Source organism: Streptomyces sp. NPDC058000 (assembly GCF_042886435.1).
Taxonomy (GTDB): domain Bacteria; phylum Actinomycetota; class Actinomycetes; order Streptomycetales; family Streptomycetaceae; genus Streptomyces.
Window position 1 is genome coordinate 1 of record NZ_JBHVQS010000042.1, and the last position, 25,094, is coordinate 25,094.

The 25,094-nt window shown below is 74.4% G+C and carries 18 protein-coding genes and 1 tRNA gene; 5 read left to right on the forward strand and 14 right to left on the reverse strand.

What is annotated here, in order from left to right; translation table 11 throughout:
* Nucleotides 1-89 precede the first annotated feature (89 nt).
* Entirely contained in the window at nt 90-1,619 is a 1,530-nt protein-coding gene (locus ACFVT2_RS30450) for an MFS transporter (protein WP_390022993.1), read from the reverse strand.
* Nucleotides 1,620-1,769: 150 nt separating this feature from the next.
* Here ACFVT2_RS30450 and ACFVT2_RS30455 point away from each other — a divergent pair, with 150 nt between their 5' ends.
* The gene (locus ACFVT2_RS30455; RefSeq protein ID WP_390022995.1) at nt 1,770-2,633 is read left to right on the forward strand and encodes an alpha/beta fold hydrolase; all 864 of its coding nucleotides are present in this window, start codon (nt 1,770-1,772) and stop codon (nt 2,631-2,633) included.
* A 123-nt stretch (nt 2,634-2,756) separates the two neighbouring features.
* Nucleotides 2,757-2,828, forward strand: a tRNA-Cys gene (locus tag ACFVT2_RS30460).
* Between the two features lie 453 nt (nt 2,829-3,281).
* On the opposite strand, the gene ACFVT2_RS30465 is transcribed toward ACFVT2_RS30460, so the two are convergent.
* The 6 genes from ACFVT2_RS30465 to ACFVT2_RS30490 all read right to left on the reverse strand — a co-directional run bounded on the left by ACFVT2_RS30465 (nt 3,282) and on the right by ACFVT2_RS30490 (nt 12,277).
* A complete protein-coding gene (locus tag ACFVT2_RS30465; protein WP_390022996.1) occupies nt 3,282-5,645 on the reverse strand; it encodes a xanthine dehydrogenase family protein molybdopterin-binding subunit in 2,364 nt (787 codons plus the stop codon).
* A 100-nt stretch (nt 5,646-5,745) separates the two neighbouring features.
* A complete protein-coding gene (locus tag ACFVT2_RS30470; protein WP_390022998.1) occupies nt 5,746-7,830 on the reverse strand; it encodes a (2Fe-2S)-binding protein in 2,085 nt (694 codons plus the stop codon).
* Complete coding sequence (locus ACFVT2_RS30475) at nt 7,827-8,723, reverse strand: FAD binding domain-containing protein (RefSeq protein ID WP_390023000.1); 897 nt, start codon at nt 8,721-8,723, stop codon at nt 7,827-7,829. Before ACFVT2_RS30475 ends, ACFVT2_RS30470 begins: the two co-directional genes overlap by 4 nt.
* Before the next feature lie 233 nt (nt 8,724-8,956).
* Nucleotides 8,957-10,615 (reverse strand): beta-N-acetylhexosaminidase, encoded by a 1,659-nt coding sequence (locus tag ACFVT2_RS30480; RefSeq protein WP_390023001.1) that lies wholly within the window; start codon nt 10,613-10,615, stop codon nt 8,957-8,959.
* A 209-nt stretch (nt 10,616-10,824) separates the two neighbouring features.
* Nucleotides 10,825-11,109, reverse strand: coding sequence for a DUF3039 domain-containing protein (locus tag ACFVT2_RS30485; protein WP_026247947.1), 285 nt, complete (start codon nt 11,107-11,109; stop codon nt 10,825-10,827).
* Entirely contained in the window at nt 11,096-12,277 is a 1,182-nt protein-coding gene (locus ACFVT2_RS30490; protein WP_390023003.1) for an MFS transporter, read from the reverse strand. The genes ACFVT2_RS30485 and ACFVT2_RS30490 overlap by 14 nt, the downstream gene beginning before the upstream one ends.
* A 131-nt stretch (nt 12,278-12,408) precedes the next feature.
* On the opposite strand from ACFVT2_RS30490, the gene ACFVT2_RS30495 reads away from it, so the two are divergent.
* Entirely contained in the window at nt 12,409-13,383 is a 975-nt protein-coding gene (locus ACFVT2_RS30495) for a LysR family transcriptional regulator (RefSeq protein ID WP_390023005.1), read from the forward strand.
* A 60-nt stretch (nt 13,384-13,443) separates the two neighbouring features.
* On the opposite strand, the gene ACFVT2_RS30500 is transcribed toward ACFVT2_RS30495, so the two are convergent.
* Nucleotides 13,444-14,127 (reverse strand): hypothetical protein, encoded by a 684-nt coding sequence (locus tag ACFVT2_RS30500; protein ID WP_390023006.1) that lies wholly within the window; start codon nt 14,125-14,127, stop codon nt 13,444-13,446.
* A 233-nt stretch (nt 14,128-14,360) separates the two neighbouring features.
* Nucleotides 14,361-15,068: a YqgE/AlgH family protein gene (locus ACFVT2_RS30505; RefSeq protein ID WP_390023007.1), complete on the reverse strand. Its 708-nt coding sequence runs from the start codon at nt 15,066-15,068 to the stop codon at nt 14,361-14,363.
* 295 nt (nt 15,069-15,363) lie between these two features.
* Here ACFVT2_RS30505 and murA point away from each other — a divergent pair, with 295 nt between their 5' ends.
* Complete coding sequence (gene murA / locus ACFVT2_RS30510; protein WP_390023008.1) at nt 15,364-16,710, forward strand: UDP-N-acetylglucosamine 1-carboxyvinyltransferase; 1,347 nt, start codon at nt 15,364-15,366, stop codon at nt 16,708-16,710.
* Nucleotides 16,711-16,974: 264 nt separating this feature from the next.
* Here murA and ACFVT2_RS30515 read toward each other — a convergent pair whose 3' ends face one another.
* The 4 genes from ACFVT2_RS30515 to ACFVT2_RS30530 all read right to left on the reverse strand — a co-directional run bounded on the left by ACFVT2_RS30515 (nt 16,975) and on the right by ACFVT2_RS30530 (nt 22,724).
* Nucleotides 16,975-17,256, reverse strand: a complete 282-nt coding sequence (locus tag ACFVT2_RS30515) for an HU family DNA-binding protein (protein WP_004951951.1) — start codon at nt 17,254-17,256, stop codon at nt 16,975-16,977.
* A 245-nt stretch (nt 17,257-17,501) separates the two neighbouring features.
* Nucleotides 17,502-18,935 carry an NAD-dependent malic enzyme gene (locus ACFVT2_RS30520; RefSeq protein WP_390023010.1) on the reverse strand — a complete coding sequence of 478 codons (1,434 nt, stop codon included), beginning with the start codon at nt 18,933-18,935 and terminating at the stop codon, nt 17,502-17,504.
* Nucleotides 18,936-19,472: 537 nt separating this feature from the next.
* On the reverse strand, nt 19,473-21,914 hold the full coding sequence (locus ACFVT2_RS30525; protein ID WP_390023012.1) for a HelD family protein: 2,442 nt from the start codon (nt 21,912-21,914) through the stop codon (nt 19,473-19,475).
* A gap of 225 nt (nt 21,915-22,139) precedes the next feature.
* The gene (locus ACFVT2_RS30530; protein ID WP_390023013.1) at nt 22,140-22,724 is read right to left on the reverse strand and encodes a CGNR zinc finger domain-containing protein; all 585 of its coding nucleotides are present in this window, start codon (nt 22,722-22,724) and stop codon (nt 22,140-22,142) included.
* Nucleotides 22,725-23,064: 340 nt separating this feature from the next.
* On the opposite strand from ACFVT2_RS30530, the gene ACFVT2_RS30535 reads away from it, so the two are divergent.
* Nucleotides 23,065-23,838, forward strand: coding sequence for a class I SAM-dependent methyltransferase (locus ACFVT2_RS30535; RefSeq protein ID WP_390023015.1), 774 nt, complete (start codon nt 23,065-23,067; stop codon nt 23,836-23,838).
* Between the two features lie 66 nt (nt 23,839-23,904).
* Here ACFVT2_RS30535 and ACFVT2_RS30540 read toward each other — a convergent pair whose 3' ends face one another.
* Nucleotides 23,905-25,086 (reverse strand): uroporphyrinogen-III synthase, encoded by a 1,182-nt coding sequence (locus ACFVT2_RS30540; protein WP_390023017.1) that lies wholly within the window; start codon nt 25,084-25,086, stop codon nt 23,905-23,907.
* Nucleotides 25,087-25,094: the final 8 nt, after the last annotated feature.

The window sequence follows — 25,094 nt, forward strand, 5'->3', positions numbered from 1 at the left end:
AGCCGGCATCTGGCACAACTGGAGCACCGGCGCCAAGATCAAACGATCCCTGATCGCCTACGACCACTGAAAACATCGGACTCATTCATCTAGGGCTGGTTCGGCCCGCTGACGGCCTTCGGGCGCAGCCGGGTGGACACCACCACGCCGGCGGCCGCCACCACCGCCATCGCCGCGAAGACCGCCAGGAACGCCGCGGGGTGGCTCACCGGGGCGGCGCCCCCGGCGGTGGCCGACGCGGCGCCGGCCGCGGCGATCGAACCGCCGCCGAAGCCCACGAACAGCACCCCGCTGACGCCGACGAAGGTCACATTGCCCAGCGCATCGGACATCTGGAGGGACGAGGAGTTACTGCCCGCCTCCTCCGGGCGGGACAGCTTCAGCAGCAGCACGCCGCCACTGGAGATGTTCAGGCCCATGCCGAATCCGCCGATCGTCCACGCCGCGGCCACCGTCCAGACCGGCACCGCGTCGATCAGCACCAGCGGCACCATCAGGATCGCCGCCGCCAGCAGCGCCATACCCAGGCCCATCAGCCGCTCACGGTGCGGGTCCAGGCGCGGGCGGCTCTGGACGTACGAGCCGAGCGCCCAGGTCAGGCCGCCGCCGGTGAGCGAGAGCCCGGCCAGGGTGGCGGACAGCCCGCGCTGGGTGACCAGCAGCAGCGGGATGAAGCTCTCGGCCGCGACCAGCGCCCCGGCGGCCAGGCCGCGCATCAGCACCACCGCCGGCAGCCCACGCCCCGCCCGGAACGTGCCGCGGGGCAGCAGTCGCACGATGGCCGGGGCCAGCAGCGCCAACCCGACGGCGGTCGGCAACAGCGCGAACCAGCTCGGGTGCTGGCCCGCGTACTGCACCAGCGACGCACCCGCCGCGACCGCCAGGGCCAGCAGGCAGCGACGACTGCCGAGGATGTGCCGAAGGCCGCCGTCCGGGGCCGGGGCGGTGCGCGGCAGCTTGCGCAGCGCCGGCAGCATCACCGCGAGCGGCAGGAGTATCAGCACGGGTATGGAGAGGAACACCCAGCGCCAGCCGAACTGTTCGGTGACCGTCCCGGCGACCAGCGGTCCGACGATCACCGGCACCACCCAGGCCGCCGAGAACGACGCCATGACCGACGGCCGCAGCCGCTCGGGATAGCCGCGGCCGACCACGACGTACAGCGACACCACCGCCAGGCCACCGCCCAGGCCCTGGACACCGCGCCCGGCGACGAACATCCCCATGCCCTGCGCCCCGCCGGCGATCAGCAGCCCCGCGCCGAACGCGGCGATCCCGCTGAACAGCGGCGCCAGCGGGCCGCGCCGGTCGCTCCACACGCCGGAGAGCGCCATGGCGAACAGGCTGGCCGTGAAGAAGGCCGAGAAGGCGAAGGCATAGAGCCCGATGCCGTCGAGGGCGCGGGCCGCCACCGGCATGGCGGTGTTCACCGCGCTCGCCTCGAAGGCGATGAGGGAAACGACGGAGATGATGCCGAGGGTCAGCGCGCGGTGCTCCCGGCCGAGGACGCCCCCGGAGCCGTCCGGGGGCGGGGTGGCGGCACGGGCGGCGGGTGCGGCGGCACTGCCCGTCGCGGCGGGGGCGGCCGCGTCTGCGGGCCTCGAAGGGTCAGCGGTCATCGAGCCAGAGTAAGGGCCGTAGGGGGGTTGCACCCCTGTCCGGAGTCGGGGATTCCCTCCGCCGTCGGTCCTACGCCGCACGTCGGCCCCCGGCTCCGCGGCAGCGTCCCGCCCGCCGGTCCGCCCCGGACCGCCCGGCAAGCTGTCCGCATGCCGCACTTCCGCACCTACGACGACGCCGAGCTGCACTACCGCGTGCTCGGGCCCGCCGACTCCCCGCTGCCGCCCCTGGTATGCCTGGCCGGCGGCCCCGGGCGGGACGCCGCGTACCTGGGGGATCTGGGCGGCCTGGCCGGGCACCGGCAGCTGATCGTCCCGGACAGCCGCGGCACCGGCGCCTCCCCGGCCGCCGCCGACCCCGGCCGGTACGCCTTCCCGCACCTCGCCGAGGACGTCGAGGCACTCCGCGCCCACCTCGGCCTCGAACGCTTCGCCCTGCTCGGCCACAGCGCGGGGGCCACGGTGGCGCAGGCGTACGCGGCGGCCCACCCGGAGCGGCTGACCCGCCTGGTGCTGGTCTGCCCCGGCTCCCGCCTCCAGGGCGAACTCCCCGACGACGCACGGGAGATCTTCGCGTCCCGGATGCACGAGGAGTGGTGGCCGCAGGCCGCGGTGGCGGTGCAGGAACTGACCGAGGCGTCCGACCTGACCGCGGTCCGCGCTCTGCTGTACGCCGCGGCGCCGCTGGCCTACGGGCGGTGGGACGAGCCGCAGCGGGCCCACGCGGCCACCGAGGGCGCGCAGTTGCGGCCCGTACCGCGGGCCGGCTTCTGGCAGGGCGTGGACGAGCCGACCCGGGAGGCGCTGCTGGCGGGGCTGCGGCAGGTCGACTGCCCGACCCTGGTGGTCACCGGCGACCGGGACGCGGTGGCCGGGATGCGCGCGGGCGAACTCGTGGCCGCCGCCTTCCCCCACGCCCGGGTGCGCCCGCTTCACCTCGTGGGGCACTACCCCTGGGTGGACGAGCCGGAGCTGTTCCGCCCGCTGGTGGAGGAGTTCCTCCGGGCCTCCTGAGGCCCTCGGACCACCGCCCGCCGCCCGTTCGTGAACCGCGTGTTGCAGCCTCGTGGCAGCCCGCCCGCCGCTCTTGTCCGACCCCCCACCCCGCGGCCTACAGTCGGGACAGCACCGCACCCCGGCCGTGTGCCCGAGTGGTTTAGGGACTCGCCTGCAAAGCGAGTTACGTGGGTTCGATTCCCGCCACGGCCTCTGCACGCGCGACGCCTTGGCAGGCAGCGCGCGGGCGCTTCGGCGCAGCCACCTGAAGGCGGCCCCAACAACCGTGGGGACCGCCTTCAGGCGCGTCCGCACGCCGGCTCCCCCGCTTCTCCTGTTTCCCCCGTGCATTGCCCTCGCCTCCGCTCCCTCGGCAGCGCCCGCCGCCGCTCGACCGTCCGCCGGTCGCCGACCGACGCCACGCACGGAATCATGCGCTGGAAATCACCGTAAGTGACGGCACCGACAATGGCCGTGACGGAGAGTGAATTCGCAGGTCAGGTGGATCGCGTGGGGGCGGGGGTGGAATGGAGCCGGTGTGGAGGTGGAGTGGGGGCCGTACCGCCGGGCTTGCCGTGCGGGCCGGAGTCCGGCCCGCACCACACGGCGTCCCGTGACGCCGGCGCGCCCTCAGCGCGACGGCATCACTGCGGAATCACCGCGGCATCACTGCGGAATCTGCGATGCCTGCGGCATCTGCGACGTCTGCACCGGCTGTGCCACCGCCGCCTGCGGACGGATCGGCAGTCGGCCGATCGGCCGGCCGGTGGCGGCCCGGACCGCCGACGCCACCGCGGCCGGCGAGGTCACGACCGGCACCGCGCTGACCGCCTTGGCGCCGAACGGCGCGACCACATCGCGCTCCTCGACGAGCTTGACGATCCGGATGTCCGGCGCGTCCAACGCGGTCGGCAGCGCATAGCCGGTCAGGTCGGGGTGGCGGACCTCGCCGCGGGTGGTGCGGAGGTTCTCCATCAGCGCGGCGCCCAGCCCCTGGGTGACCCCGGCCTCGATGCGGGCCCGCAGCTGGCGCGGGTTGAGCACCCTGCCGACGTCCTGCGCCACGGTCATCTCCACCACCCGGACGGTGCCCAGTTCGATGTCCACGTCGGCGACGCAGCGGATGGCGCAGAACGCCAGCCCGACGAACGCATCGCCCTGACCGGTCTCGTCCAGCGGCTCGGTGGGGTGCGGCCGGCACTGCGCGGTGGCCCACAGTTCCTTGCCGTCCAGCGCCTCGGCAACGGTGGTGCTGAGCACCCCGTCGTAGGAGGTGATCTTGCCGTCGGCGATCTGGAGCAGTTCCGTGGACATCCCGAACTTGTGGGCCAGCGGTTGGAGGAGCTGGGTGCGGACCATCTTCGCGGCCCGCTCGACGGCACCGCCGGAGACCCAGGTGTGCCGGCCGTGGCAGGCCCGACCGGCCGGCGGCTGGTCGGTGTCCACGCCCGCGACGTGCACCTCCTCGACGCCCAGGGTCTCCTGGACGATCTGCCGCGCCAACGTCGCGAACCCGGAACCGGTCTCCACCGCGGCACAGATGACGGTGGCGACCGAGCCGCTGACCTTCACGGTCGCGGTGGACACCTCGTCGGCGCCCTCCGCGCCCAACATGTGCACCATGCCCAGCGCGTAGCCGACCCCGCGCCGGACCGCGCCCGGTTCGCCCGCGCCCTCGGCGCCGCCCGGCAGCAGCCACTCCGCCTCGGGGGTGTCCTTGGGCAGCTCGGGCAGCGGCGCCTCGGTGACGGCACGCAGGAGCTCGGAGACCGGGGCGGGGCAGGTGACGGTCTGCCCGGTGGGCAGCAGGTCGCCGGTGGCCATGACGTTGCGCCGGCGGATCTCGTCCGGCTCCAGGTCCAACTGCGCGGCGAGCTTGTCCATCTGGCCCTCGTAGGCGGCGCAGACCTGGAGCGCGCCCTCGCCGCGCATGTGCCCGGACGGCGGGTTGTTGGTGCGGACCGCCCAGCCCTCGACGACGGCGTGCGGGACGACGTACGGGCCGCAGGAGAACGAGACCGCGGCGGCCAGCGCCTCGGCGGAGGTGTCCGCGTAGGCCCCAGCGTCCATCAGGATCTGCGCCTCCACCTTCACCAGCTTGCCGTCGCCGTCCGCGTGATGGCGGTAGCGCAGCAGCGTGGGGTGGCGGTGGGCGTGCGTGAGGAAGGACTCCTCCCGGGTGGCGGCCAGCTTCACCGGGCATCCCGTACGGAGCGCCAGCAGGCCCAGGGACAGCTGGATGCTGGGGTCCTCGCGGTCGGCGGTGGCACCGGGCACGCCGGTCACCACGACCTTGACCTGTTCCGGTTGCAGGCCGAAGGAGGCCGCGGCCAGATCACGGTCGGTGTGCGGGTCGGTGGAGGCGGTGTAGATCTCCACCCCGCCGTCCGGGCGCGGCACCGCGAGGCCGGCCTCGGCCCCGATGGGCGCCGGGTCCTGCCGGCCGATCCGGTAGAAGCCCTCGACCATCACCTCGCCGATCGCCTCGGCGTCGCCGAAGCGGAGCGGGATGTGCCGGATGAGGTTGCCGTCGGGGTGCAGCGGCTCGGCCTCGAAGGCGAGTTGGGGATCGGTGACGGCCTCCAGGACCTCGTACTCGACCACGATGGCGGCGGCGGCCAGCCGGGCCGTGTCCGGGTGGTCGGCGGCCACCGCGGCGATCGGCTCACCGTGGTAGCGGACCTCGTCCCTGGCGAACACCGGCCGGTCGGCGACGCCCCGGCCGTGCCCCTTGTCGCCGGGCACGTCCTCGTGCGTGACGACGGCGTGCACGCCCGGCATCTCCGTGGCGTGCCGGGTGTCCACGGACCGGATCCGCGCCCGGGGGTGCGGGGAGCGCAGCACCGCCGCCCACAACAGGCCCTCGGCCCACAGATCGGCGGCGTACGGGAAGGTGCCCTCGGCCTTGGCCGCCGCGTCGGCGGGCGTCAGAGAGACGCCCAGCCCGTGCAGCGGCGGTTCGACGGGGATCTGGACGCCCGCGGGGGGCGTCGCGGTGACGGCTCCGGCGCCGTCGGTCGTACCGCTCATGCCGAGTCCTCGCTCCGCTCGCCCGCGCATCCGCGAGGCGCGCACCTCTTGACGAATCTCCCCCAGCCTCCGGCCGGGGGGACCCCCATGCTGCGCTCGCTCATCCAGCGCCTCCCGGCTGCGGATCCTGGTGGTGCGGTACCCCGTCCATCGGGTCGGCGGGACCCGCCTGGTGGGGGATGCGGGCGGCTTCGGCCGGCGCCTGCGCGCCGGCGGCCGACTCGGCGGCCTCGGCACGGGACTTCACGACCTCGGCGACGGCATCCAGGACACCGCGGTACCCCGAGCAGCGGCAGAGGTTGCCGCAGAGCGCCTTGCGGGTCTCCAGTTCCGTGGGGGCGTGGTTGCCCTCCAGGAGGTCGTGCACGGTCATCGCCATGCCCGGTACGCAGAAGCCGCACTGCACCGCCCCGGAGGCGGCGAGCGCCTGCTGGACGTCGGAGGGCACGCCGTGCTGCGCCAGCCCCTCGACGGTGCGGACCTCGCTGCCGGCCGCGGTGGCGGCGGGCACCAGACAGGAGGCGACCAGTCGCCCGTCCACCTGGACCGAGCAGGCCCCGCACTCCCCTTGGGAGCAGCCGTCCTTGGCCCCGGCCAGGCCGAGCCGTTCGCGCAGCACGTAGAGCAGCGACTCGCCGACCCAGGCGTCGGTGACGGGCCGGTCGGCGCCGTTGACGCGCAGCACGTAGGAGGCGGAGGGGTGTTCGTCGTGGCTGTCGAGGACGGCCGTGACGTCGGGGGCGTCGGGGGCGTCCGGCGCGGCAGCGACGTCGGGGGCCGGCTCGGGCTCGGGGTGGGCCGCGATCTCCTCGACGGCGTGGGCGACCGGTCCGGCGGGCGCGGCAGCCTCGACGGGGGCCGGCTCGGCGGGCGCACCGGGGTCCGTGGCGGGCTCCACCGGGTGGCCGGCTGCGGCGTCCGGGACAGCCGCTGCGGGCGCCTCCGGGGCACCGGGCAGATCCGCCGGCACCGGGCCGGCGGCCACCGCCTCGGCAGGGGCCTCGGCGGCCGCGGGCGCACCGTGCTCGACGGGCGTCGCGAGCGCGGCGGCGGTGTGCTCCTCGACCGGCGCGCCAGGTGCGGCACCGGGATCGGCGACCGCACCGTGGCCGGCACCGAGGACGAACTCCCCCGTGGTGTCGAACTGTTCGCTCTCCACCACCGGGACCGTCCACCGCTCGGCGCCTCCCGGGGCGGGCACCTCGGCGACGGCGTCCTGGCCGGCGGCCGCGTTCTGGCCTGCGGCCGCGCCCTGGCCTGCGGCCGAGTGCTCCTGCGCCTGCTCCTGCGCCTGCTCCTGGTGGGACGGGTGCCCGGCCGGCGGCCACTGGGCCAGCGCGTCGGCGGGCAGCGACCAGTGGCCGGTCGCACCGCCCGTACCGGCCGCGGTCGTGCCCGGCGCGTACGGGTCGGCGGCGGGCGCCGGGAACGGCTCCCCCGCGGCGCCGTCCTGACCGGTGCCGACGGCACCGCCCGCGTCGACGGTCCCGGCGGTCCCGCTCATGGCGTTGAGCCCGGCGGTGAAGTTCCAGTGGCCGGTGGCACCGGCCTCGCCAGGGGCGGACGCGCCGGCGCCGCCGGCGTACGGCGCGCCGGGGTAGCCGCCGTCCTGGTAGGACGCGGCGCCGCCGTGCCCGGTCAGTCGGTCGTCGCCGACCAGGTACTCACCGGACTCCTCCAGGGTGTCGTCGACCGCCGGGACGGTCCAGGCACCACTGGCCGCCTCCGGGCTGCCGGCGACCGGCCAGTGCACCTGTTCGGCGCCCCACGCCTGGGCGCCCTCGGGCGCGTTGGCCTGATAGCCCGCGGACGGGTCCTGGTGCGGTGCGGGAGCCTGCTGCCCCGTCGGGGCGTAGCCCGCCGCGGGATCGGCGTAGCCGGCCGACGGGTCGGCGAACGGCATCGTCCACTGTCCGGTGGCCGCCGGGTCGGTGCCCGGGCCCGGCACCGGGGGCGCGGCGGGGTGCGCGGGGAACGAGGCCGGCGGGGTGTAGCCGTGGCCGGGGGCGGCCAGCGGCTCCGTGCCCGGAGTGCCGTAACCGGCGCCGTACGCCCCGGTGGTGAAGCCTTCCGGCAGCTGGACGAAGGCGGTCGCCTCCGACTCGTACTCGCCGCCCGGCGGCAGCGGCTGCCACCCCTGCTCGGGGTGCGGCTGCTGCGGGTGACGGTGGTCTGCGTTGCTCACGAGAGCGCCCTCCCAAGTGCGCGGCGGGCCAGGGCTGCCACCGTACGGCGCAGGTGCAGCGCGGCCGGCGGCAGGGTCGCCGGGTCGGAGCCGTCCTGCGGCGGCGCCGGGTCGGGGATGCAGGCGGCGGCCACGTAGTCGCCGAAGGCGGCCAGCGCCTCGGGGACCAGGCCGCGTTCGCCGTCCCAGTCGATGAGCGAGGCCACCCACTGCTCGGCCTCCAGCGGGCGCAGCGGCATGGCCGCGACCGCGCCGACCGCGCAGCGCACCGAGCGCCGGGCCGGGTCCAGGACGAGCGCGACGGAGGCGGTGGCGCGGCCGGGGCCGGTGCGCCCGGTGGCCTTGAGGAAGGTCTGCGGGGCGTGCAGCAGCGGCACCCGTACGAAGCCGACGAGTTCACCGGGGTGCAGCATCTCGCGGCCGGTGAGCAGGTGGCTGACCGGGATCTCGCGGCGGGCGCCCCCGGGGCCGGCGATGACCACCGTGGCCTCCAGGGCGGCCAGCACCGGGAGGGTGTCGCCCGTGGGGGCGCAGCTGACGATGTTGCCGCCCAGGGTCCCGGCGTTGCGGATCTGCGGCGGGCCGGCCGCGCGGGCCGCGGCGGCCAGGCCCGGGATCAGGGCCGCGAAGTCGGGGCGCCCCATCCGGGCCAGGGTGAGGCCGGCACCGAGCAGCGCATGGCCGTCCATGTACTGCCAGCCGCGGATCTCGCTGATCCGGCCGAGGCCCACCAGGCCCGCGGGTCTGAGGAGTCCGGCGTTGACCGCCGCCATGAGGTCCGTGCCGCCCGCGACGGGCACGGCGGCGGGCATGGCGGTCAGTGCCGCCACCGCCTCGTCGAGCGAGGCCGGCAACGTCACCGATTGCGACGCGTGCGGTGCGTGCGTGGTCAACCCAGCTGCCCCTTCCCCGGTGTCCCGGCAGTTCCGCTCCGCCGTACGGTACGTGCTCACAGCCCGGACGTGGCAACTCTGGCACATCTTCGCGGGCCCGGTACGCGTGAGGGTCCGCGAAGCGGTGTTCCGTCCTCGAAGAGGGTGCTGGTCCGGTTTCGTCCGCAGGTTCCGGTCACCGAGCACCACCGTTCCAGGGTCCGGCCGGACAGGCGCCCCCCTTGCACGGCGGCTCACACGTTTGGGGGCGCCCCGTCGAAGGGGCGTCCGAGGATGCCGGGGCGTTTCTGCCAGGGGTGCGGGCCACCGGGCGGGCGGTAGCCGACGCCGAGGGCGTCGAGGCGGGCGTAGTGGTGGATCATCCGGCGGGTGAAGTCCTGGTAGTCGCGTGCCGGTGGGGCGGGCAGTCGGGACCAGGCCACCTCGGCGAGCGCGGCCAGCCTCGGGAAGACCTGGTAGTCGAGGCGCTGCTGACTGTCCATGCCCTCGGTCCAGGCGTTGGCCTGGGTGCCGAGGACCCGTTCGGCCTGTTCGTCCGTCAGGTCCGGTGGCACCGGCTCGAAGCGGTAGACGTCCTCCAGGGTCCGCACGTAGCCGATCGGCACCGGCTCGTCGGGGGAGGCGTGCTGACGGTGGTCCAGATACACCTGCTGCTCGGGGCACATGACGACGTCGTGGCCGGCCTTGGCGGCGGCGATGCCGCCCGCGTACCCGCGCCAGGAGGAGACCGTCGCGCCCTCGGCCAGGCCCCCTTCGAGGATCTCGTCCCAGCCGACGAGCCGCCGGCCGCGGTCGGTGAGCCAGCGGTCGAAGTGGCGGATGAACCAGCTCTGCAGGCCGTCCTCGTCGTCCAGGGACAGGGCGGCGATCCGGGCCTGGGCGGTGGGCGACGCCCGCCACTGGTCCTTGGGGCACTCGTCGCCGCCGAGGTGCACGAACCGCGACGGGAAGAGTCCGAGCACCTCCTCCAGCACGTTTTCGTAGAAGCGCAGGGTGTTGTCAGTGGGCGCCAGTACGTTGGGATTGACGCCCCATGTGTCCCAGACCTTCAAGGAGGTGGTGTCGATGACGTCGGTGTTGCCGAGTTCCGGATACGCCGCGATGGCGGCCTGCGAGTGCCCGGGGATATCGATCTCGGGGACGACGGTGATCTGTCGCTCGGCGGCGTAGGCGACGATCTCGCGGATGTCGTCCTGGGTGTAGTAACCGCCGTGCGGGCGCGGGTCCCACAGTGGCGAGTCGCGGTGGCCGAGTTTGCTGCGCTCGCGCCAGGCCCCGGTCGCGGTCAGCTCCGGATAGCGGAGGATCTCGATCCGCCAGCCCTGGTCGTCGGTGAGGTGGAAGTGCAGGACGTTCAGCTTGTGGGCGGCCATCAGGTCGAGGTAGCGCAGCACGCCCTCCTTGGGCAGGAAGTGCCGGGCGACGTCCAGCATCAGGCCGCGCCAGGCGAAGCGGGGGGCGTCCTCGATGGTCTGCTCCGGTAGGCCGGGGACACGCTCCGGGTCCAGTGGGGCGCGCCGGAAGGCGGCAGGGCCGAGGAGCTGACGGAGCGTCTGCGCGCCCCAGAAGACGCCGGCCGGGCCACCACCGGTGAGCCGCACGCCCCAGCGGGCGTCGGCGTCGAGCCGGTAGCCCTCCGCCGGGAGGGCCGGGTCAAGGGCGAGCGCCAGGGCGTCCGGGGCCTCGGCGGAGCCGGGCGGCAGCGGCAGTGCGAAGGCGGCGCCGAGGGTGGCGCGCAGCCAGCGGGCGGTGGCCTCGGTGCCGGGGGCGGCGGCCAGCGCGGTCTGCGCGCCGAGCCGTACGGTCCGGGGGCGGGCCCCGGTGTCGCCCAGGTCGTGGCTCAGCGGCGCCGGGATCAGACCCGTGTGGGCAGCGGTCTCCAGATCTGTCACGACGTCAGTCTTCACCGCGCCGCCGCGGAGGGAAACCCGCGGTTGCCGGCCGCCACCGGGAGGCCGCCGCGCCCGGGGCCGGGCCGCGGCGGGCGGCCCGGGCACGGCGACGGGCCCGGGCCCCTGGGGGGCGCGGGCCCGTGCGGACCGCGGGCGCGGAGCGGTGCGCCGGGGCGCCGTGCCCAGTGGGCGGGCGCCGCGGCCGACGGTTACTTCTTGCCGCCGTCCTTGTCCTTGTCGCCACCGGCGCCCATGGACTCGAAGATCTCCTTGCACAGCGGGCAGACCGGGTACTTCTTCGGGTCGCGACCCGGGACCCAGACCTTGCCGCAGAGCGCCACGACGGGCGTGCCGTCGAGCGCGCTCGCCATGATCTTGTCCTTCTGGACGTAGTGGGCGAAGCGCTCGTGGTCGCCGTCGCCGTGCGACACCTGCGGTGTCGGCTCTACGAGGGTCCCCGTACCTGCCCCGCGCTCGGGCTCAAGAGTGCTCATAACTGCCAAGGGTACTCACGCGCGGCGCGGGTCGGGTGCGTCGGCCCGTCACCAGATGCACCACCAGTGCCAGGGCCGCCACGCCGGCCGCCGCCCAGGGCAGCGCGGCCGGCGCCAGCCCCGCCGCCAGGGCCAGCCCGCCGAGTGCCGAGCCGACCGCGCTGCCCAGATAGAGCGCCGAGTTGTTCAGCGCGAGGGCGACGGTGCCGCGCTGCGCGCTGGCCTGAAGCAGCCGGTGCTGCTGCGGCACCTGGAACGCCCAGCCGGCCGCGCCCCAGGCCAGCAGGGCGACCACCGCACCGGGCAGCGCCACCGCCGCCAGGGTCGGCAGCAGGGCCTGGGCCACGGCGACCACCAGCAGCACCCCGCCGGCCAGCAGCCGCACCCGCCCGGTCCGGTCCACCAACGGCCCGGACAGCACGCTCCCCAGCACGCCGCCGGCGCCCCAGGCCCACAGGTACGGGGCGACCTCGTGGACGCCGCCGGCCGCGGCCAGCACCGGCGCGAGGTAGGTGTAGAGACCGAGGCTGGCCACCGCGGCGAGGAAGGACACCGCGACCACCGGCGCCACCGCGCGGTCGGTGATGGCCGCCAGCCGGGCCCGGACCGGGACGGCGGGCCCCGCGGGCACCTGCGGCAGCAGCACCGCCAGCCCGCCGAGTGCGACCGCGCCCAGCACGGTGACCAGCCAGAGCGTGGCCCGCCAGCCGGTGTGCTCGGCCAGCAGCACGCCGATCGGCACGCCGAGCACGGTGCCCGCGCTCATCCCGCCCATCACGAGGGCCAGCGCCCGGCCGCGCTTCTCCGCGGGGACCAGCGCGGCGGCGGCCGCGGTGGACAGCGCGGAGTAGACCCCGGCGCCGGCGCCGGCGACGATCCGGGCGGCGAGCAGCGTTCCCAGCGACGGGGCCAGTGCGGTCAGGCCGTTGCCGAGGGTGAAGACGGCCAGTGCGGCCAGGATCAGCAGCCGCGGCCGCACCCCGGAGAGCAGCCCGGCGACCAGCGGCGCGGAGATCGCGTAGGCCAGCGTGAAGACGGTCACCAGTTGGCCGGCGAGGGACACCCGGGTGCCGACGTCCGCCGCGAGGACCGGTAGCAGCCCCGCCATCACATACGCGTCCAGGCCGAGGGTGAACGCCCCCAGCGTCAGCAGCCAGACCTTGCGCATCGCGCTCAACTCCCCTGGTGGTCCGCGGTCCGGGGACCGTCCCCGGACCCGGGCGGACCGCTGCGGGGAAACGTAGGCAGTCTCCGGATGGGTGCGGAAATGCCCGGACGCAGCACTTATGCTGGGGCGGCATGAATGGTGTCCGCGGTACCCAGGACGACGCCGGCGCCACTACGGGGCCCGCCCACGACGACTCCCCTCCGCACGATCCCTCTCCGCACGACGCCGACCCGCTCGCCGACCCGGCCCTCGACGGCGTCGAACTACGCCATCTGCGGGGCTTCCTCGCCGTCGCGGAGGAGCGCAGCTTCACCCACGCCGCGGACCGCCTACGGATCGGCCAGCCCGCGCTGACCCGCGCCGTCCGGGCCCTGGAGACCACGCTCGGCGTCCGACTGCTGGACCGGACCACCCGCCGGGTCGCCCTCACCGACGCCGGCCGCCGCCTCTACGCCGACCTCGCCCCCCTGCTCCCCCGGCTCGCCGCCGCGCTGCGCTCCCCCGCCGGGCGGCCGGTGCTGCGTCTGGGCTTCACCTCGCTGCTGCCGGCCGCCTGCAGCACGCTGATCGCGGAGTTCAAGGCGACGACCGGGGCCGGCGTCCGGCTCGTCCGCCGGGACACCCCGCTGGCCGGGCTGGAGACCGGGGAGTCGGACGTGGTGGTGCTCCGGGGCGAGGTGCCGCGGGACGCCGGGCTGCGCACCACGCTCCTCTTCCGGGAACCGCGGGTCGCCGCCGTGCCGCGCGCCGCCGCCCCGGGGAGCCTGGCCCGCCGGCGGGTGCTCGACTGGGCCGAGCTGGCGGAGCTGCCACTGGTGGTCAACACCGTCACCGGCACCACCCGGCCCGAGCTGTGGCCCGCCGACCGGCGCCCCCGACTCGCCTGCACCGCGGGCAACTTCGACGAGTGGCTGGAGGCGGTCGCGGCCGGGCACGGGGTCGGGGTGGCCCCGGAGGGGGTGGCCGAACGGCATCCGCACCCCCAGATCCGCTACGTCCGGCTGAAGAACGCCCCGCCGGTGCCCGTGCGCCTGGCCCTGCCGGCCCGCGACTCCGATCCGCTGGCCGAGCGCTTCTTCACCCTGGGCGGGCAGCACCGCCCCTGACGCGCGCAGGGACCGGCCCGTGGGCCCGGCGCGAACGCTCCGGCGCGCGCCGGAGCGACGCTACGACGCCACCGCCGGCACCCCGCCCCGGTCCCCGGCCGTCAACCCCAACTCCGCGGCGAACGCCAACGCGGCCTCCGGGCGGACCTCGTACCAGCAGTCCGGGCCGCAGACCGCGTCCAGCAGCGCGGAGACGTCCGCCGCGCCGACCCGACGGGCCGCGGCGGCCGCGATGAACGCACGGACCGTCGCCGCCGGGTGGACGTCGGTCTCCGTGAGGGCCACCAGATGCTCGGTGATCTCCTCCACCGCCGCGCCACCGGGCGCCGCCCAGCCGATCGCCATCTCCAGGCCGTCGTCCGGCATCGCCGCGGGGTACGGGGCGCGGGCCCAGGCACCGTCCTCGTACCAGTAGGCGAAGCCGAGGAGGTTGCCCTGGGCGTCGTCCCGCAGCTGCTCCCAGGGCAGCCAGGCGGGGCCGCCGGCCAGGAAGTCGATCTGCCGGTCGCCGCTGTGCGTGTAACTCCCGTCGGAGTCCTGACCGCAGAGCAGGGCGCGGCCACCGTCGTACAGCTTCAGCCGCCACCAGTACGAGCCGCCGCAGTTCCAGCAGTGCAGGCCGTCCGGCCCCCAGGAGTACTCGTCCCCGTCGTTCATGGCGGCGGCCACCACCGCCAAGGTCGCGGCCCGCGCCCACACCTGCTCCGGATGGTCCAGGTCCTCGGGCACGCTCGGCCTGTGCATGGTGCTCTCCCCCGTCCGTTCGGCGCGGTCGCGAGCTCCCCTGCTCGCACGAGACTCAAGGGTTCGGGGACGCGTCCGCGCAGCGTTCTTGCCACACCGAACGATAGCGACGGGGTCCGACAATCCCCCATGACGAAGCCGTCACAAAATGCCCCGTCGAGCGCCCGGGCGCACCACCCGGCGCGCGGGGTCCGGCACGCGCTGCGCGGCGGCGCCCGGAGCGGTCCGGCGGCTCAGTTCAGCGACGGGTCGTCGGGGTAGGTCGCCACCATCGCCAGCTCGTTGCGCTGCCGGCGCAGCACGGCCCGCCACAGCTGCTCCGGATCGGGCGAGGAGACGTCGCCCGGCTCGGACTCGACGACGTACCAGGCCCCCTCCACCAGCTCTTCCTCCAACTGACCGGGTCCCCAGCCGGCGTACCCGGCGAAGATCCGCAGGCTGCCGAGGACCGCGGCGAGGAGTTCCGGCGGGGCCTCCAGGTCCACCAGGCCGATCGCGCCGTGCACCCGGCGCCAGCCCAGCGGCTCGTCCCCCGGCCCGGTGTCGTCCGCGGTGTCGGTGGCCTGGGAGTCCTCCCGGCTCGTGGAGCCCGGGGAGGCACCGGCCGCCCCGCCGACCGCCCCACCGGTGCGGGTGCCGCTACCGGTGCCCGGGGACGGGGCGCCCTCACCGGACTGCCCGCCGGGCACCACGGCCACTCCGAGCGCCGAGTCCAACGAGACCGGGCCGCCCTGGAAGACCACCCCGGGCTCCCCGGCCAGCTCGGCCCAGGGGGCGAGGATGTCGGCGACGCCGACCGGTGTGGGGCGGTTCAGGACCACGCCGAGGGACCCCTCCTCGTCGTGGTCGAGGAGGAGCACCACCGCGCGGTCGAAGTTCGGGTCGGCGAGCGCGGGTGTGGCGACGAGCAGCCGCCCTGTGAGCGAGGACACCTCGGTCATGGCCACATGATCCCGCACTTCCGGCCGGAAGGGGGAGTCAACGCCCGGACCCGCTGGGAGAGCAGGGCGGGCGTACGGCGGCAGGCCCCGGCGCACACGCTTCGCACCGGGATGACCCATTCGCGACATTCGATGCGTTCCGCGCAAAAGGTGATTACGAATCAAAGGCGGACCGTAGCGGAGCGTGTTGTGACAAAGCCATTACATGGCAGGACCAGGGGCACCGCCTCGGGCACCCCCTCGGCCGCCCTTACCATTTCTCCTGGCCCTGACCGACTCCAGGAACGCGAGATCCATGACCGTCTCTACTGACGACGTACTGCTTGTCCACGGCGGCACCCCGCTGGAGGGCGAGATCCGGGTTCGCGGTGCGAAGAACCTTGTGCCCAAGGCCATGGTCGCCGCCCTGCTGGGCAGCAGTCCGAGCCGGCTGCGCAACGTTCCCGACATCCGGGACGTCCGCGTGGTGCGTGGGCTCCTCCAGTTGCACGGCGTCACGGTGCGCCCGGGTGACGAGCCCGGCGAGCTGGTCCTCGACCCGTCGCATGTGGAGAGCGCCAACGTCGCGGACATCGACGCGCACGCCGGCTCCTCGCGGATCCCGATCCTGTTCTGCGGCCCGCTGCTGCACCGACTGGGCCACGCCTTCATCCCGGGCCTGGGCGGCTGCGACATCGGCGGCCGGCCGGTCGACTTCCACTTCGACGTGCTGCGCCAGTTCGGCGCCAAGATCGAGAAGCGCGCGGACGGGCAGTACCTGGAGGCCCCGCAGCGGCTGCGCGGCTGCAAGATCCGGCTGCCGTACCCGTCGGTCGGCTCGACCGAGCAGGTGCTGCTGACGGCCGTCCTGGCCGAGGGCGTCACCGAGCTGTCGAACGCCGCCGTGGAGCCCGAGATCGAGGACCTGATCTGCGTCCTGCAGAAAATGGGCGCGATCATCTCCATGGACACCGACCGGACGATCCGGATCACCGGTGTCGACAAGCTCGACGGCTACACCCACCGCGCCCTCCCGGACCGCCTGGAGGCCGCCTCCTGGGCGTCCGCGGCGCTGGCCACCGAGGGCAACATCTACGTCCGGGGCGCGCACCAGCGCTCGATGATGACGTTCCTGAACACCTTCCGTAAGGTCGGCGGCGCCTTCGAGATCGACGACGAGGGCATCCGCTTCTGGCACCCGGGCGGCTCGCTCGACGCCATCGCCCTGGAGACCGACGTCCACCCCGGTTTCCAGACCGACTGGCAGCAGCCCCTGGTGGTCGCGCTGACCCAGGCGTCGGGCCTGTCGATCGTGCACGAGACGGTCTACGAGTCCCGGCTGGGCTTCACCGAGGCGCTCAACCAGATGGGCGCGCACATCCAGCTCTACCGCGAGTGCCTGGGCGGCTCCGCCTGCCGCTTCGGCCAGCGCAACTTCCTGCACTCCGCGGTCGTCTCCGGCCCCACCAAGCTCCAGGGCGCCGACCTGGTCATCCCCGACCTGCGCGGCGGCTTCTCGTACCTGATCGCGGCGCTGGCGGCGCAGGGCACCTCCCGGGTGCACGGCATCGACCTGATCAACCGCGGCTACGAGAACTTCATGGAGAAGCTCGTGGAACTGGGCGCGAAGGTGGAGCTGCCGAACGGCGCCCTACAGGGCTGACGCCCCCGCCCAAGGCCCCCAAAGGCGCCGCACGGTCGCGACTGCGACGACCGTGCGGCGCCTTTGCCATTGCCCCACCGAGGGCCACCAGGGAGCCGCCAGGGGCCACCGAGGGGCCGAGCAGCAACGACGCCGGGAGGATCCGGGGACGGCACCCCGGCCCGGCCGACCCCCTCCAAGGCCCCTGAGCCCCGCGTACGCGGGCATACGCGAAGGCGGCCACCCCCGGGAGGGGTGGCCGCCTTCGGTGCCGTCGGAAGGGCCTTACTTGCCCTTGGCGGCTTCCTTGAGCTTGGAGCCCGCGGAGACCTTCACGCTGTAGCCGGCCGCGATCTGGATCGGCTCACCGGTCTGCGGGTTCCGGGCGGTGCGAGCGGCACGGTGGGTGCGCTCGAAGGTCAGGAAGCCGGGGATGGTGACCTTCTCGTCACCCTTGGCGACGACCTCGCCGACGGTCTCGGCGAGCGCGGCCAGAACGGCGTCGGCGTCCTTGCGGGTCACCTCGGCGCGATCGGCCAGAGCGGCCACCAGCTCACTGCGGTTCATGTATGTACTCCCGTGTTCTTCTTGCCAATGCGGCGTGAGATCGAAGCCGATGCTGCCAGGGCCCTCGGACGGCCCACCGAACCGGGTCCGTCCTCCAGCTCCCTCGCGCCTGAGGTCCCCCTGGACATTGTCCTTGGGAGAGCATCCTGCCCCCACCTGCGGCGGTAAAGCCAATCCGGCACCCTGGAGGGTCACTCGACACCCTATGGGGGGCCTGCTGAGGGCGGGTCCTGCGACGCGCCGTCTCAGATCTCCGTGGCAGTCGTCACAGCGTCGCCCGCGGCCTTCGCCGCGTCGCGCACCGCGCCGGCCACCGCTCCCGCGACCTTCTCGTTGAAGACGCTGGGGATGATGTAGTTCGCGTTGAGCTCGTCGTCCAGCACGACGGCGGCGAGAGCGCCGGCGGCGGCCAGCATCATCTCGGTGTTCACCGTACGCGAGGCGGCGTCGAGCAGGCCGCGGAAGACGCCGGGGAACACCAGGACGTTGTTGATCTGGTTGGGGAAGTCGGAGCGGCCGGTGGCGACCACGGCGGCGGTCTGCCGGGCGATGGCCGGGTCGACCTCGGGGTCCGGGTTGGCGAGTGCGAACACGATCGCGCCGTCGGCCATCTGGGCCACGTCGTCGCCGTCGAGGACGTTGGGGGCCGAGACGCCGATGAAGACGTCGGCGCCGACCACGGCCTCCTTGAGGGTGCCGGTGACGCCCTCGGGGTTGGTGTTGTCGGCGATCCAGCGCAGCGCCGAGTCGGGGTCGGCGTCGACCAGGTCGGGGCGGCCGGCGTGGACCACGCCGTGGATGTCGGCGACCACGGCGTGGTGGACGCCGGCGGCCAGCAGCAGCTTGAGGATGGCGGTACCGGCCGCGCCGGCGCCGGACATCACGACCCGGACGTCCTCGATCTTCTTGCCGACCACCCGCAGCGCGTTGGTGAGCGCGGCGAGCACCACGATGGCGGTGCCGTGCTGGTCGTCGTGGAAGACCGGGATGTCCAGGGCCTCGCGCAGCCGGGCCTCGATCTCGAAGCAGCGGGGCGCGGAGATGTCCTCCAGGTTGATGCCCGCGAAGCCGGGGGCGATGGCCTTGACGATCTCGACGATCGCATCGCTGTCCTGGGTGTCCAGGCAGATCGGCCAGGCGTCGATGCCGGCGAAGCGCTTGAAGAGGGCCGCCTTGCCCTCCATGACGGGCAGCGCGGCCTTGGGGCCGATGTTGCCCAGGCCGAGGACCGCGGAGCCGTCGGTGACCACCGCGACGCTGTTGCGCTTGATGGTGAGCCGGCGGGCGTCCTCGGGGTTGTCGGCGATCGCCTGACAGACCCGGGCCACGCCGGGGGTGTAGATCATGGACAGGTCGTCGCGGTTCCGGATGGGGTGCTTGGACGACATCTCGATCTTGCCGCCGAGGTGCATCAGGAAGGTCCGGTCGGAGACCCTGCCGAGCGAGACGCCCTCGATGGTGCGCAGCTTGGAGACGATCTCCTGGGCGTGCGCGGTGGAGGTCGCGGCGATCGTGACGTCGATCCGGAGCTTTTCGTGGCCGGATGCGGTCACGTCAAGGCCGGTGACCGACCCGCCGGAGGACTCCACGGCCGTGGTGAGCTGGCTGACGGCGGTGCCGCTTGCGGGAACTTCCAGTCGCACCGTCATCGAATACGAGACGCTAGGCGCCGTTGCCATGGCCGACTTCCTCTGCTTTCCCTGGTTTGGCTCTAAGCGGCTCCGGGACTCAGGGGTGCCCGAGCCGGAGCGCGTTGTTCGATCGTCCCACCTACCAGCCGGTACACGGTAACCAGCTACAAGTTTCGGAAAGACTCTTCCACCATACGAGAGTTGGCCCGTCGAGCGGAACCCCCCTCGGCAACGCGAACCAGCCACGGCGCGCCCCCGCACCGGCGCGGGCCGGAAACGACCGCGGGCGCCCCTCCCGAAGGAGAGACGCCCGCGCCTTTGTGGCTTATGACACCGACCCGCCATGCTCGCCTCGCGGCAAGTGGTCGCTCGTAGCGACGATGGTTGGGCCCGGGGGCTTGGATCGAGCCGGTGCCGCCACCAAGGCTAACAAACCATCCCGGCAAGCGAATCCCGTCCCGCGCGGCTGATTTCACAACCCCTCGGATGGCAGCACCACCGCCCGTACCGCGGTGCGCCCGCGCACGGGGCGCACCGCGGCCGGCTCCCAGGGCCTGTCCGCCCTGGGAGACCGGACCGGCGGCCCTAGTCGCGCAGCAGGTCCGGCACGCCGTCCCCGTCCGGGTCGTCCGGGGCGGCTGAGAGCACGGTCAGCTGCTGGGTGGCACGGGTCAGGGCGACGTAGAGCACCCGCAGCCCGGCCGGGGACTCGTCGGCGATCTCGGCGGGCGAGACCACCAGGGTGGCGTCGTACTCCAGGCCCTTGGCCTCCAGGGAGCCCAGCGCCACCACGCGGTCGCCGAGCCCGGCCAGCCAGGTGCGGGCCTGCGCGCGGCGGTGCATCGCCACCACGACGCCGACCGTGCCCTCGACCTCGGCCAGCAGTCGCTCGGCCTCGGCGACGGTGGCCCGGGCCAGCGCCTCGTCAGCGGCCCTCTTGGCGCCACCCGTGCCGTCCACGACGGCGAAGCGTGGTTCCAGGCCGGTCGAGCGGACCGCCCTCGGTGCCGGGGCGCCGGGCATGGCCAGGGCCAGCACCTTGGACGCCAGCTCCGCGATCTCGGCCGGGTTGCGGTAGTTCACGGTGAGCGTGAAGCGGCGGCGGGGGCGGGTGCCGAGTGCCTCGTCGCGGGCCTCGGCGGCCTCGTCCGGGTCCGACCAGGAGGACTGCGCCGGGTCGCCGACCACGGTCCAGGTGGCGTGCCGCCCGCGGCGGCCGACCATCCGCCACTGCATCGGCGTCAGGTCCTGGGCCTCGTCGACGATGACGTGGGCGTAGTCGGTGCGCTCCTCCTCCAGCCGCTCCCGGCGGCTGCGGCCGGCCGAGAACCGGTCCGCGTACGTGGTCAGCTCGTCCAGGCCGGTCAGCTGGTCCAGCGGGTCGGCCTCGCGCGGGCGGGCCGGCCGGGCCGGGGCGCCCAGGATCTGCTGGAGCTCGTCCAGCAGCGCGATGTCGTGCACCGACAGCGGGCCCCGGCCGTCGTCGCCCAACCGGCGCAGCGAGCGGGCGAGTTGACGGACCTCTCGGGGGTTGAGGAGGCGGCGTCCCCAGCGGCCGAGGCGGCGCTCGTCGGCCATCGCGGCGAGTACGCCGCGCGGGGTGAGCTCGGGCCACCAGGCGTCCAGGAACTCCTGGAACCCGGGCTCGGTGGTGAGGTCCTCGTCGAAGCCCTGGCGGGCCTCGGCGGCCAGCTCCGGGTCCGGGAAGCGGCGGGCGGCGCCGGACTTGGTCCACAGGGCGTCCAGGATCAGCCGGCGGGCGCGCGGGCGCAGCAGGTTGACCGGGGCGGTGCCGCCCAGGGCGGACTGCCGGATGGCGCGCAGCTCGGCCTCGTCGAGTTCGAGCCGGGCGCCGAACGCGACGACCCGGAGGCGGGTCGGCGGGGCCGGGGCGTCCGTCCCCGCGGCGAGGTCCTCCAGGGACAGCTGGGCGTCCTGTGCGGCGCGGGCGCGCCGCGGCGCGGGCGGGACCGCTCCCTCCAGCGCCCCGCGGGCCGCTCTGCGCAGCAGCTTCAGCATCCGCGCCGAGCCCTTGACCCGGGAGATCGCCGGCGGGTCGTAGGCGGTCGCCTCGGCGCCGTCGACGAGCGAGCCGAGCGCCCGGATGGCGACCTGCCCCTCCTCGCCGAGCGACGGCAGTACGCCCTCGGTGTAGGCGACCAGCAGCGGGGTCGGGGAGACGATCAGGATGCCGCCGGAGTAGCGGCGGCGGTCCTGGTAGAGGAGGTAGGCGGCGCGGTGCAGGGCGACCGCGGTCTTGCCGGTGCCCGGCCCGCCCTCGACCTCGGTGACGGAGGCGGCGGGGGCCCGGATCACCATGTCCTGCTCGGCCTGGATGGAGGCGACGATGTCCCGCATGGTGTGGCTGCGGGCCCTGCCCAGCGCGGCCATCAGCGCGCCGTCGCCGACCGCCGGCAGCTCCGCGCCGTCCAACGTCGCGGTGACCTCCGGGCGCATCAGGTCGTCCTCGACGCCCAGCACCTTGCGGCCCTTGGAGCGGATCACCCGGCGGCGGACGACCCGGCCGGGGGCGACCGGCGTGGCCCGGTAGAAGGGCGCGGCGGCCGGCGCCCGCCAGTCGATGACCAGCGGCGAGTAGTCCGCGTCCAGGACCCCGAGGCGGCCGATGTGCAGCGTCTCGGCGATGGCGGCGCGGCCGTCCCGGATCGCGCCGTCGGCGGGCTCCACGGAGGTGTACGCGCCGTCCGGCCCCTTCTTCCCGTCCTCGCCCAGGAGCAGGTCGATCCGGCCGAAGAGGAAGTCCTCGTACTCGGAGTTGAGCCGGTGGAGGTGGACACCGGCCTGGAACACCTGGGCGTCGCGTTCAGCGAGCGCGCCGGGCGTGCCGACCTGGCCGCGCTTGGCGGCGTCGTCCATCAGGAATTCGGCCTCGTGGATCTTCTCCTCAAGGCGTCGGTAGACGCGGTCGAGATGTGTCTGCTCGGCCTCGATCTCGCGGTCCCGAACGGAATCCGGTGCGTGGTCCGGTGCGTGGTCCGGTGCGTGCGTGGCGTTGTGCGCGGCCACCCAGGCCCCCTTCTGCTGTGCGTAGGGCAGCCGTCAACCGTACGCGAACCCGGCACGGTGCGCACCTGGAGGTACGGACAAAGCCGGACGTTGTCGGTCGGATGTTGCCTCAGGACGCGGTTCGGGCACGTCGTCACGTAGGTACGGCCATGCGGGCCGGGTTTGGGGAGCGGTCACGGGGTCAAGTCGCGGGGTCAAGTCGCGGGGTCCGGTCATGAGGTCCGATCACAGGGTCCGTGCGGTCCGCCGCCGGTGCCGGGCCACCCGGGCGCGGTTGCCGCAGACCTCGCTGGAGCACCAGCGGCGGCGCCGGCCGCGCGAGGCGTCCAGGTAGACCAGGGCACAGCCGTCGCCGGCGCATTGGCGCAACTGGCCGCGCACCGCGGGGTCGGTGAGCAGCGCGACGGCGTCCCGGGCCACCGCCGCCAGCAGCGCGGCGCAGTCGGGCGGATCGGGCAGGACGCCGGCCAGCGCACCGTCCGGGCCGCGGACGGCCCGTACGGCGGGCGGTGGGGCGGACCCGGCCGCGGCGTTCAGCAGCGCGAGGTCGGATGCGGCGGCCCGGCCGAGCAGTTCGGCGCGGACGATCCGGGCCAGCAGGTCGCGCAGCGCCCGGAAGCGGGCGACCCAGCGGGCGTCGACGGCGTCGAGCGGGGCGCCGGGCGGCACCACGCCCGCGCCGGCCAGCCAGGCGGCCAGCGGCGCGGGGCCGGTGAGCCGTTCGACGGCGATCGGGGCGCCGCCGGCGGTGGCCATCAGGTCCAGGCAGATCCGCCCGCAGTCGAACCGGAGGCCGTAGGGGGCTGCCATCTGCCTGTCACTCCTCGGGAACGGGCACGGGGAACGGGGACGGTAACGGGAACGGGCGCAGGAACGGAGCGGGAGCGGGAGGCGAAAGGGGCAGTGGGACGCAGGGAAGGGGGCGGAGGGGGCGTACGGGAGCGTTCCCAGGGTGCCCGCCCGCGCCGCCCGCCGGAACCCCGCGGGCAGGCCGCACCGGACGCCTCCTCCCGGCACCCCTCCGGACACCCCTCCGAACATCTTCTGGACAACCCATGTAGACAGCCCGTGTAGACCCTCCATGTAGACCCTCTATGTAGACCCTCTATGTAGACACACTGCGTATACATGTGTTGTATAGTCCGGCGACATGTCCTCCCCGCTGCTCAAGAACCGCGCCAGCCTGACCCACAAGCTCGGCTACGCGGTCCGCAACCCGGCCCGGATCGCCCCCTACGTCAAGCGCACCGCCCGCGACACCTGGCTGCGCCTCAAGCACCCCGACCACGTCGCGTACTACCGCGCGGTGATGGCCTCGGACACCGGCCGCAACCCGGAGGCCGCGGTCGGCAGCCGCAGCCACGAACGCTGGCTGGCGCTGGGCGAGATGCAGTTCGCCTACCTGACGGAGCACGGACTGCGGCCCGAGCACCGGATGTTGGACATCGGCTGCGGCAACCTGCGCGCCGGCTGGCGCTTCATCGCCCACCTGGACGCCGGCAACTACTACGGCATCGACATCTCGCCGGACATCCTGATAGCCGCCAAGCGGACCCTGACGTCCTACGAGCTCCAGGACAAACTCCCGCACCTGACGATCACCCAGGACCTGAAGCTGGAGTTCCTGCCGTCCGCGCACTTCGACGTCGTCCACGCGCACAGCGTCTTCTCGCACTCGCCGATCAACGTCATCGACGAGTGCCTGGCACACGTCGGCCGGATCCTGGCCCCGGGCGGGTTCTTCGACTTCACCTTCGACCGCACCGAGGGCGCCGAACACCAGGTACTGCGGGAGGACTTCTACTACCGGACCGAGACCCTGCTGCGGCTGGCCCGCAAGCACGGGCTGGAGGCGCGGTTCATGGAGGACTGGGAGTCCCGGCCGCACGGCCAGTCCAAGATCCGGGTGAGCAACCCGACCTGAGGACGCCGGACGGGGCCGGTCCGGCGGATCACGGCCGGGGCCGACTCCTGATCCACCGGGCCGGCCCTAGTGAGCGCCGTACTTGTCGGTGTCCACCGGTGCGTCCAGCGCCAGCCGGTAGCCGCGTTTGACCACCGTCTGGATCAGCCGCGGCTCCCCCAGGGCCGTCCGCAGGCGCGCCATCGCGGTCTCCACCGCGTGCTCGTCCCGGCCGGCGCCCGGCAGCACCCGCAGCAGTTCGGCGCGGGCCACCACCCAGCCGGGGCGGCGGACCAGGGCGCGCAGCAGCGCCATCCCGGCGGGCGGCACCGGGCGCAACGCGCCGTCCACTACGGCGGCTCGGCCGCGGATCTCCAGCCGCCGCCCGGCGACCGGCAACGGCGGTACCCGACCCGGGAGTTCCCGGCACAGCAACTGCACCAGCGGCCCCAGCCGGAACCGCTCCGGCTGCCGGGTGGGCACGTCCAGCGCCTCCAGCGGAAGCGCGGTCACCGGCCCCACGCACGCCACCAGCACGTCCTGTCGCAGCGCGGCCAGCAGCTCCGGCTGGATGCCGCGGTCGGCGGCCCGGCGCAGCAGCGAGGCGGCGGCCGGGGCGCTGGTGAAGGTCACCGCGTCCACACCGCGCACCAGGACCGCGTCCAGCAGCCGGTCCACCGGCCCGAGGTCGGCCGGCGGCATCCACCGGTACACCGGCACCGCGACCACCTCCGCACCGCCGGCCCGCAGCGCCTCGACGAACCCCGGCAGCGGCTCCCCGTGCAGTTGGAGGGCGATCCGCCGCCCGGCGACGCCCTCCGCCAGCAACCGGTCGAGCACCTCGGCCATCGACTCCGAGGCCGGCGACCACTTCTCGGTCAGCCCGGCGGCCCGGATCGCGCCGCGCACCTTCGGGCCGCGGGCCAACAGCTCCACCCCGGCCAGCCGGCCCAACAGCGCCTCGCCCAGGCCCCAGCCCTCCGCCGCCTCGATCCAGCCGCGGAACCCGATGGCGGTGGTCGCCACCACCACGTCCGGTGGATCGTCGGCCAGCGCGCGGGTGACGGCGAGCAGTTCGGCGTCGTCCGGCAGCGGCACGATGCGCAGCGCCGGGGCGTGCACCACCTGGGCGCCGCGGCGCTCCAGCAGCGCGCCCAACTCCTCCGCCCGGCGGGCCGCGGTCACCCCGACGGTGAAGCCGTCCAGCGGGCGCACCGCCCGCTCCGGCCCGGCGGGCTCCTGCCCGGCTGCCTCCTGCTGATCGTGCATCGGTCCGT

What these genes read in the sequence shown, in the direction of transcription:
- ACFVT2_RS30450 (WP_390022993.1), bottom strand. Translation starts at nt 1,619, where the DNA reads ATGACCGCTGACCCTTCGAGGCCCGCAGACGCGGCCGCCCCCGCCGCG.
- ACFVT2_RS30455 (WP_390022995.1), top strand. Translation starts at nt 1,770, where the DNA reads ATGCCGCACTTCCGCACCTACGACGACGCCGAGCTGCACTACCGCGTG.
- ACFVT2_RS30465 (WP_390022996.1), bottom strand. Translation starts at nt 5,645, where the DNA reads ATGAGCGGTACGACCGACGGCGCCGGAGCCGTCACCGCGACGCCCCCC.
- ACFVT2_RS30485 (WP_026247947.1), bottom strand. Translation starts at nt 11,109, where the DNA reads ATGAGCACTCTTGAGCCCGAGCGCGGGGCAGGTACGGGGACCCTCGTA.
- ACFVT2_RS30490 (WP_390023003.1), bottom strand. Translation starts at nt 12,277, where the DNA reads ATGCGCAAGGTCTGGCTGCTGACGCTGGGGGCGTTCACCCTCGGCCTG.
- ACFVT2_RS30495 (WP_390023005.1), top strand. Translation starts at nt 12,409, where the DNA reads ATGAATGGTGTCCGCGGTACCCAGGACGACGCCGGCGCCACTACGGGG.
- ACFVT2_RS30500 (WP_390023006.1), bottom strand. Translation starts at nt 14,127, where the DNA reads ATGCACAGGCCGAGCGTGCCCGAGGACCTGGACCATCCGGAGCAGGTG.
- ACFVT2_RS30505 (WP_390023007.1), bottom strand. Translation starts at nt 15,068, where the DNA reads ATGACCGAGGTGTCCTCGCTCACAGGGCGGCTGCTCGTCGCCACACCC.
- murA (WP_390023008.1), top strand. Translation starts at nt 15,364, where the DNA reads ATGACCGTCTCTACTGACGACGTACTGCTTGTCCACGGCGGCACCCCG.
- ACFVT2_RS30515 (WP_004951951.1), bottom strand. Translation starts at nt 17,256, where the DNA reads ATGAACCGCAGTGAGCTGGTGGCCGCTCTGGCCGATCGCGCCGAGGTG.
- ACFVT2_RS30520 (WP_390023010.1), bottom strand. Translation starts at nt 18,935, where the DNA reads ATGGCAACGGCGCCTAGCGTCTCGTATTCGATGACGGTGCGACTGGAA.
- ACFVT2_RS30530 (WP_390023013.1), bottom strand. Translation starts at nt 22,724, where the DNA reads ATGGCAGCCCCCTACGGCCTCCGGTTCGACTGCGGGCGGATCTGCCTG.
- ACFVT2_RS30535 (WP_390023015.1), top strand. Translation starts at nt 23,065, where the DNA reads ATGTCCTCCCCGCTGCTCAAGAACCGCGCCAGCCTGACCCACAAGCTC.
- ACFVT2_RS30540 (WP_390023017.1), bottom strand. Translation starts at nt 25,086, where the DNA reads ATGCACGATCAGCAGGAGGCAGCCGGGCAGGAGCCCGCCGGGCCGGAG.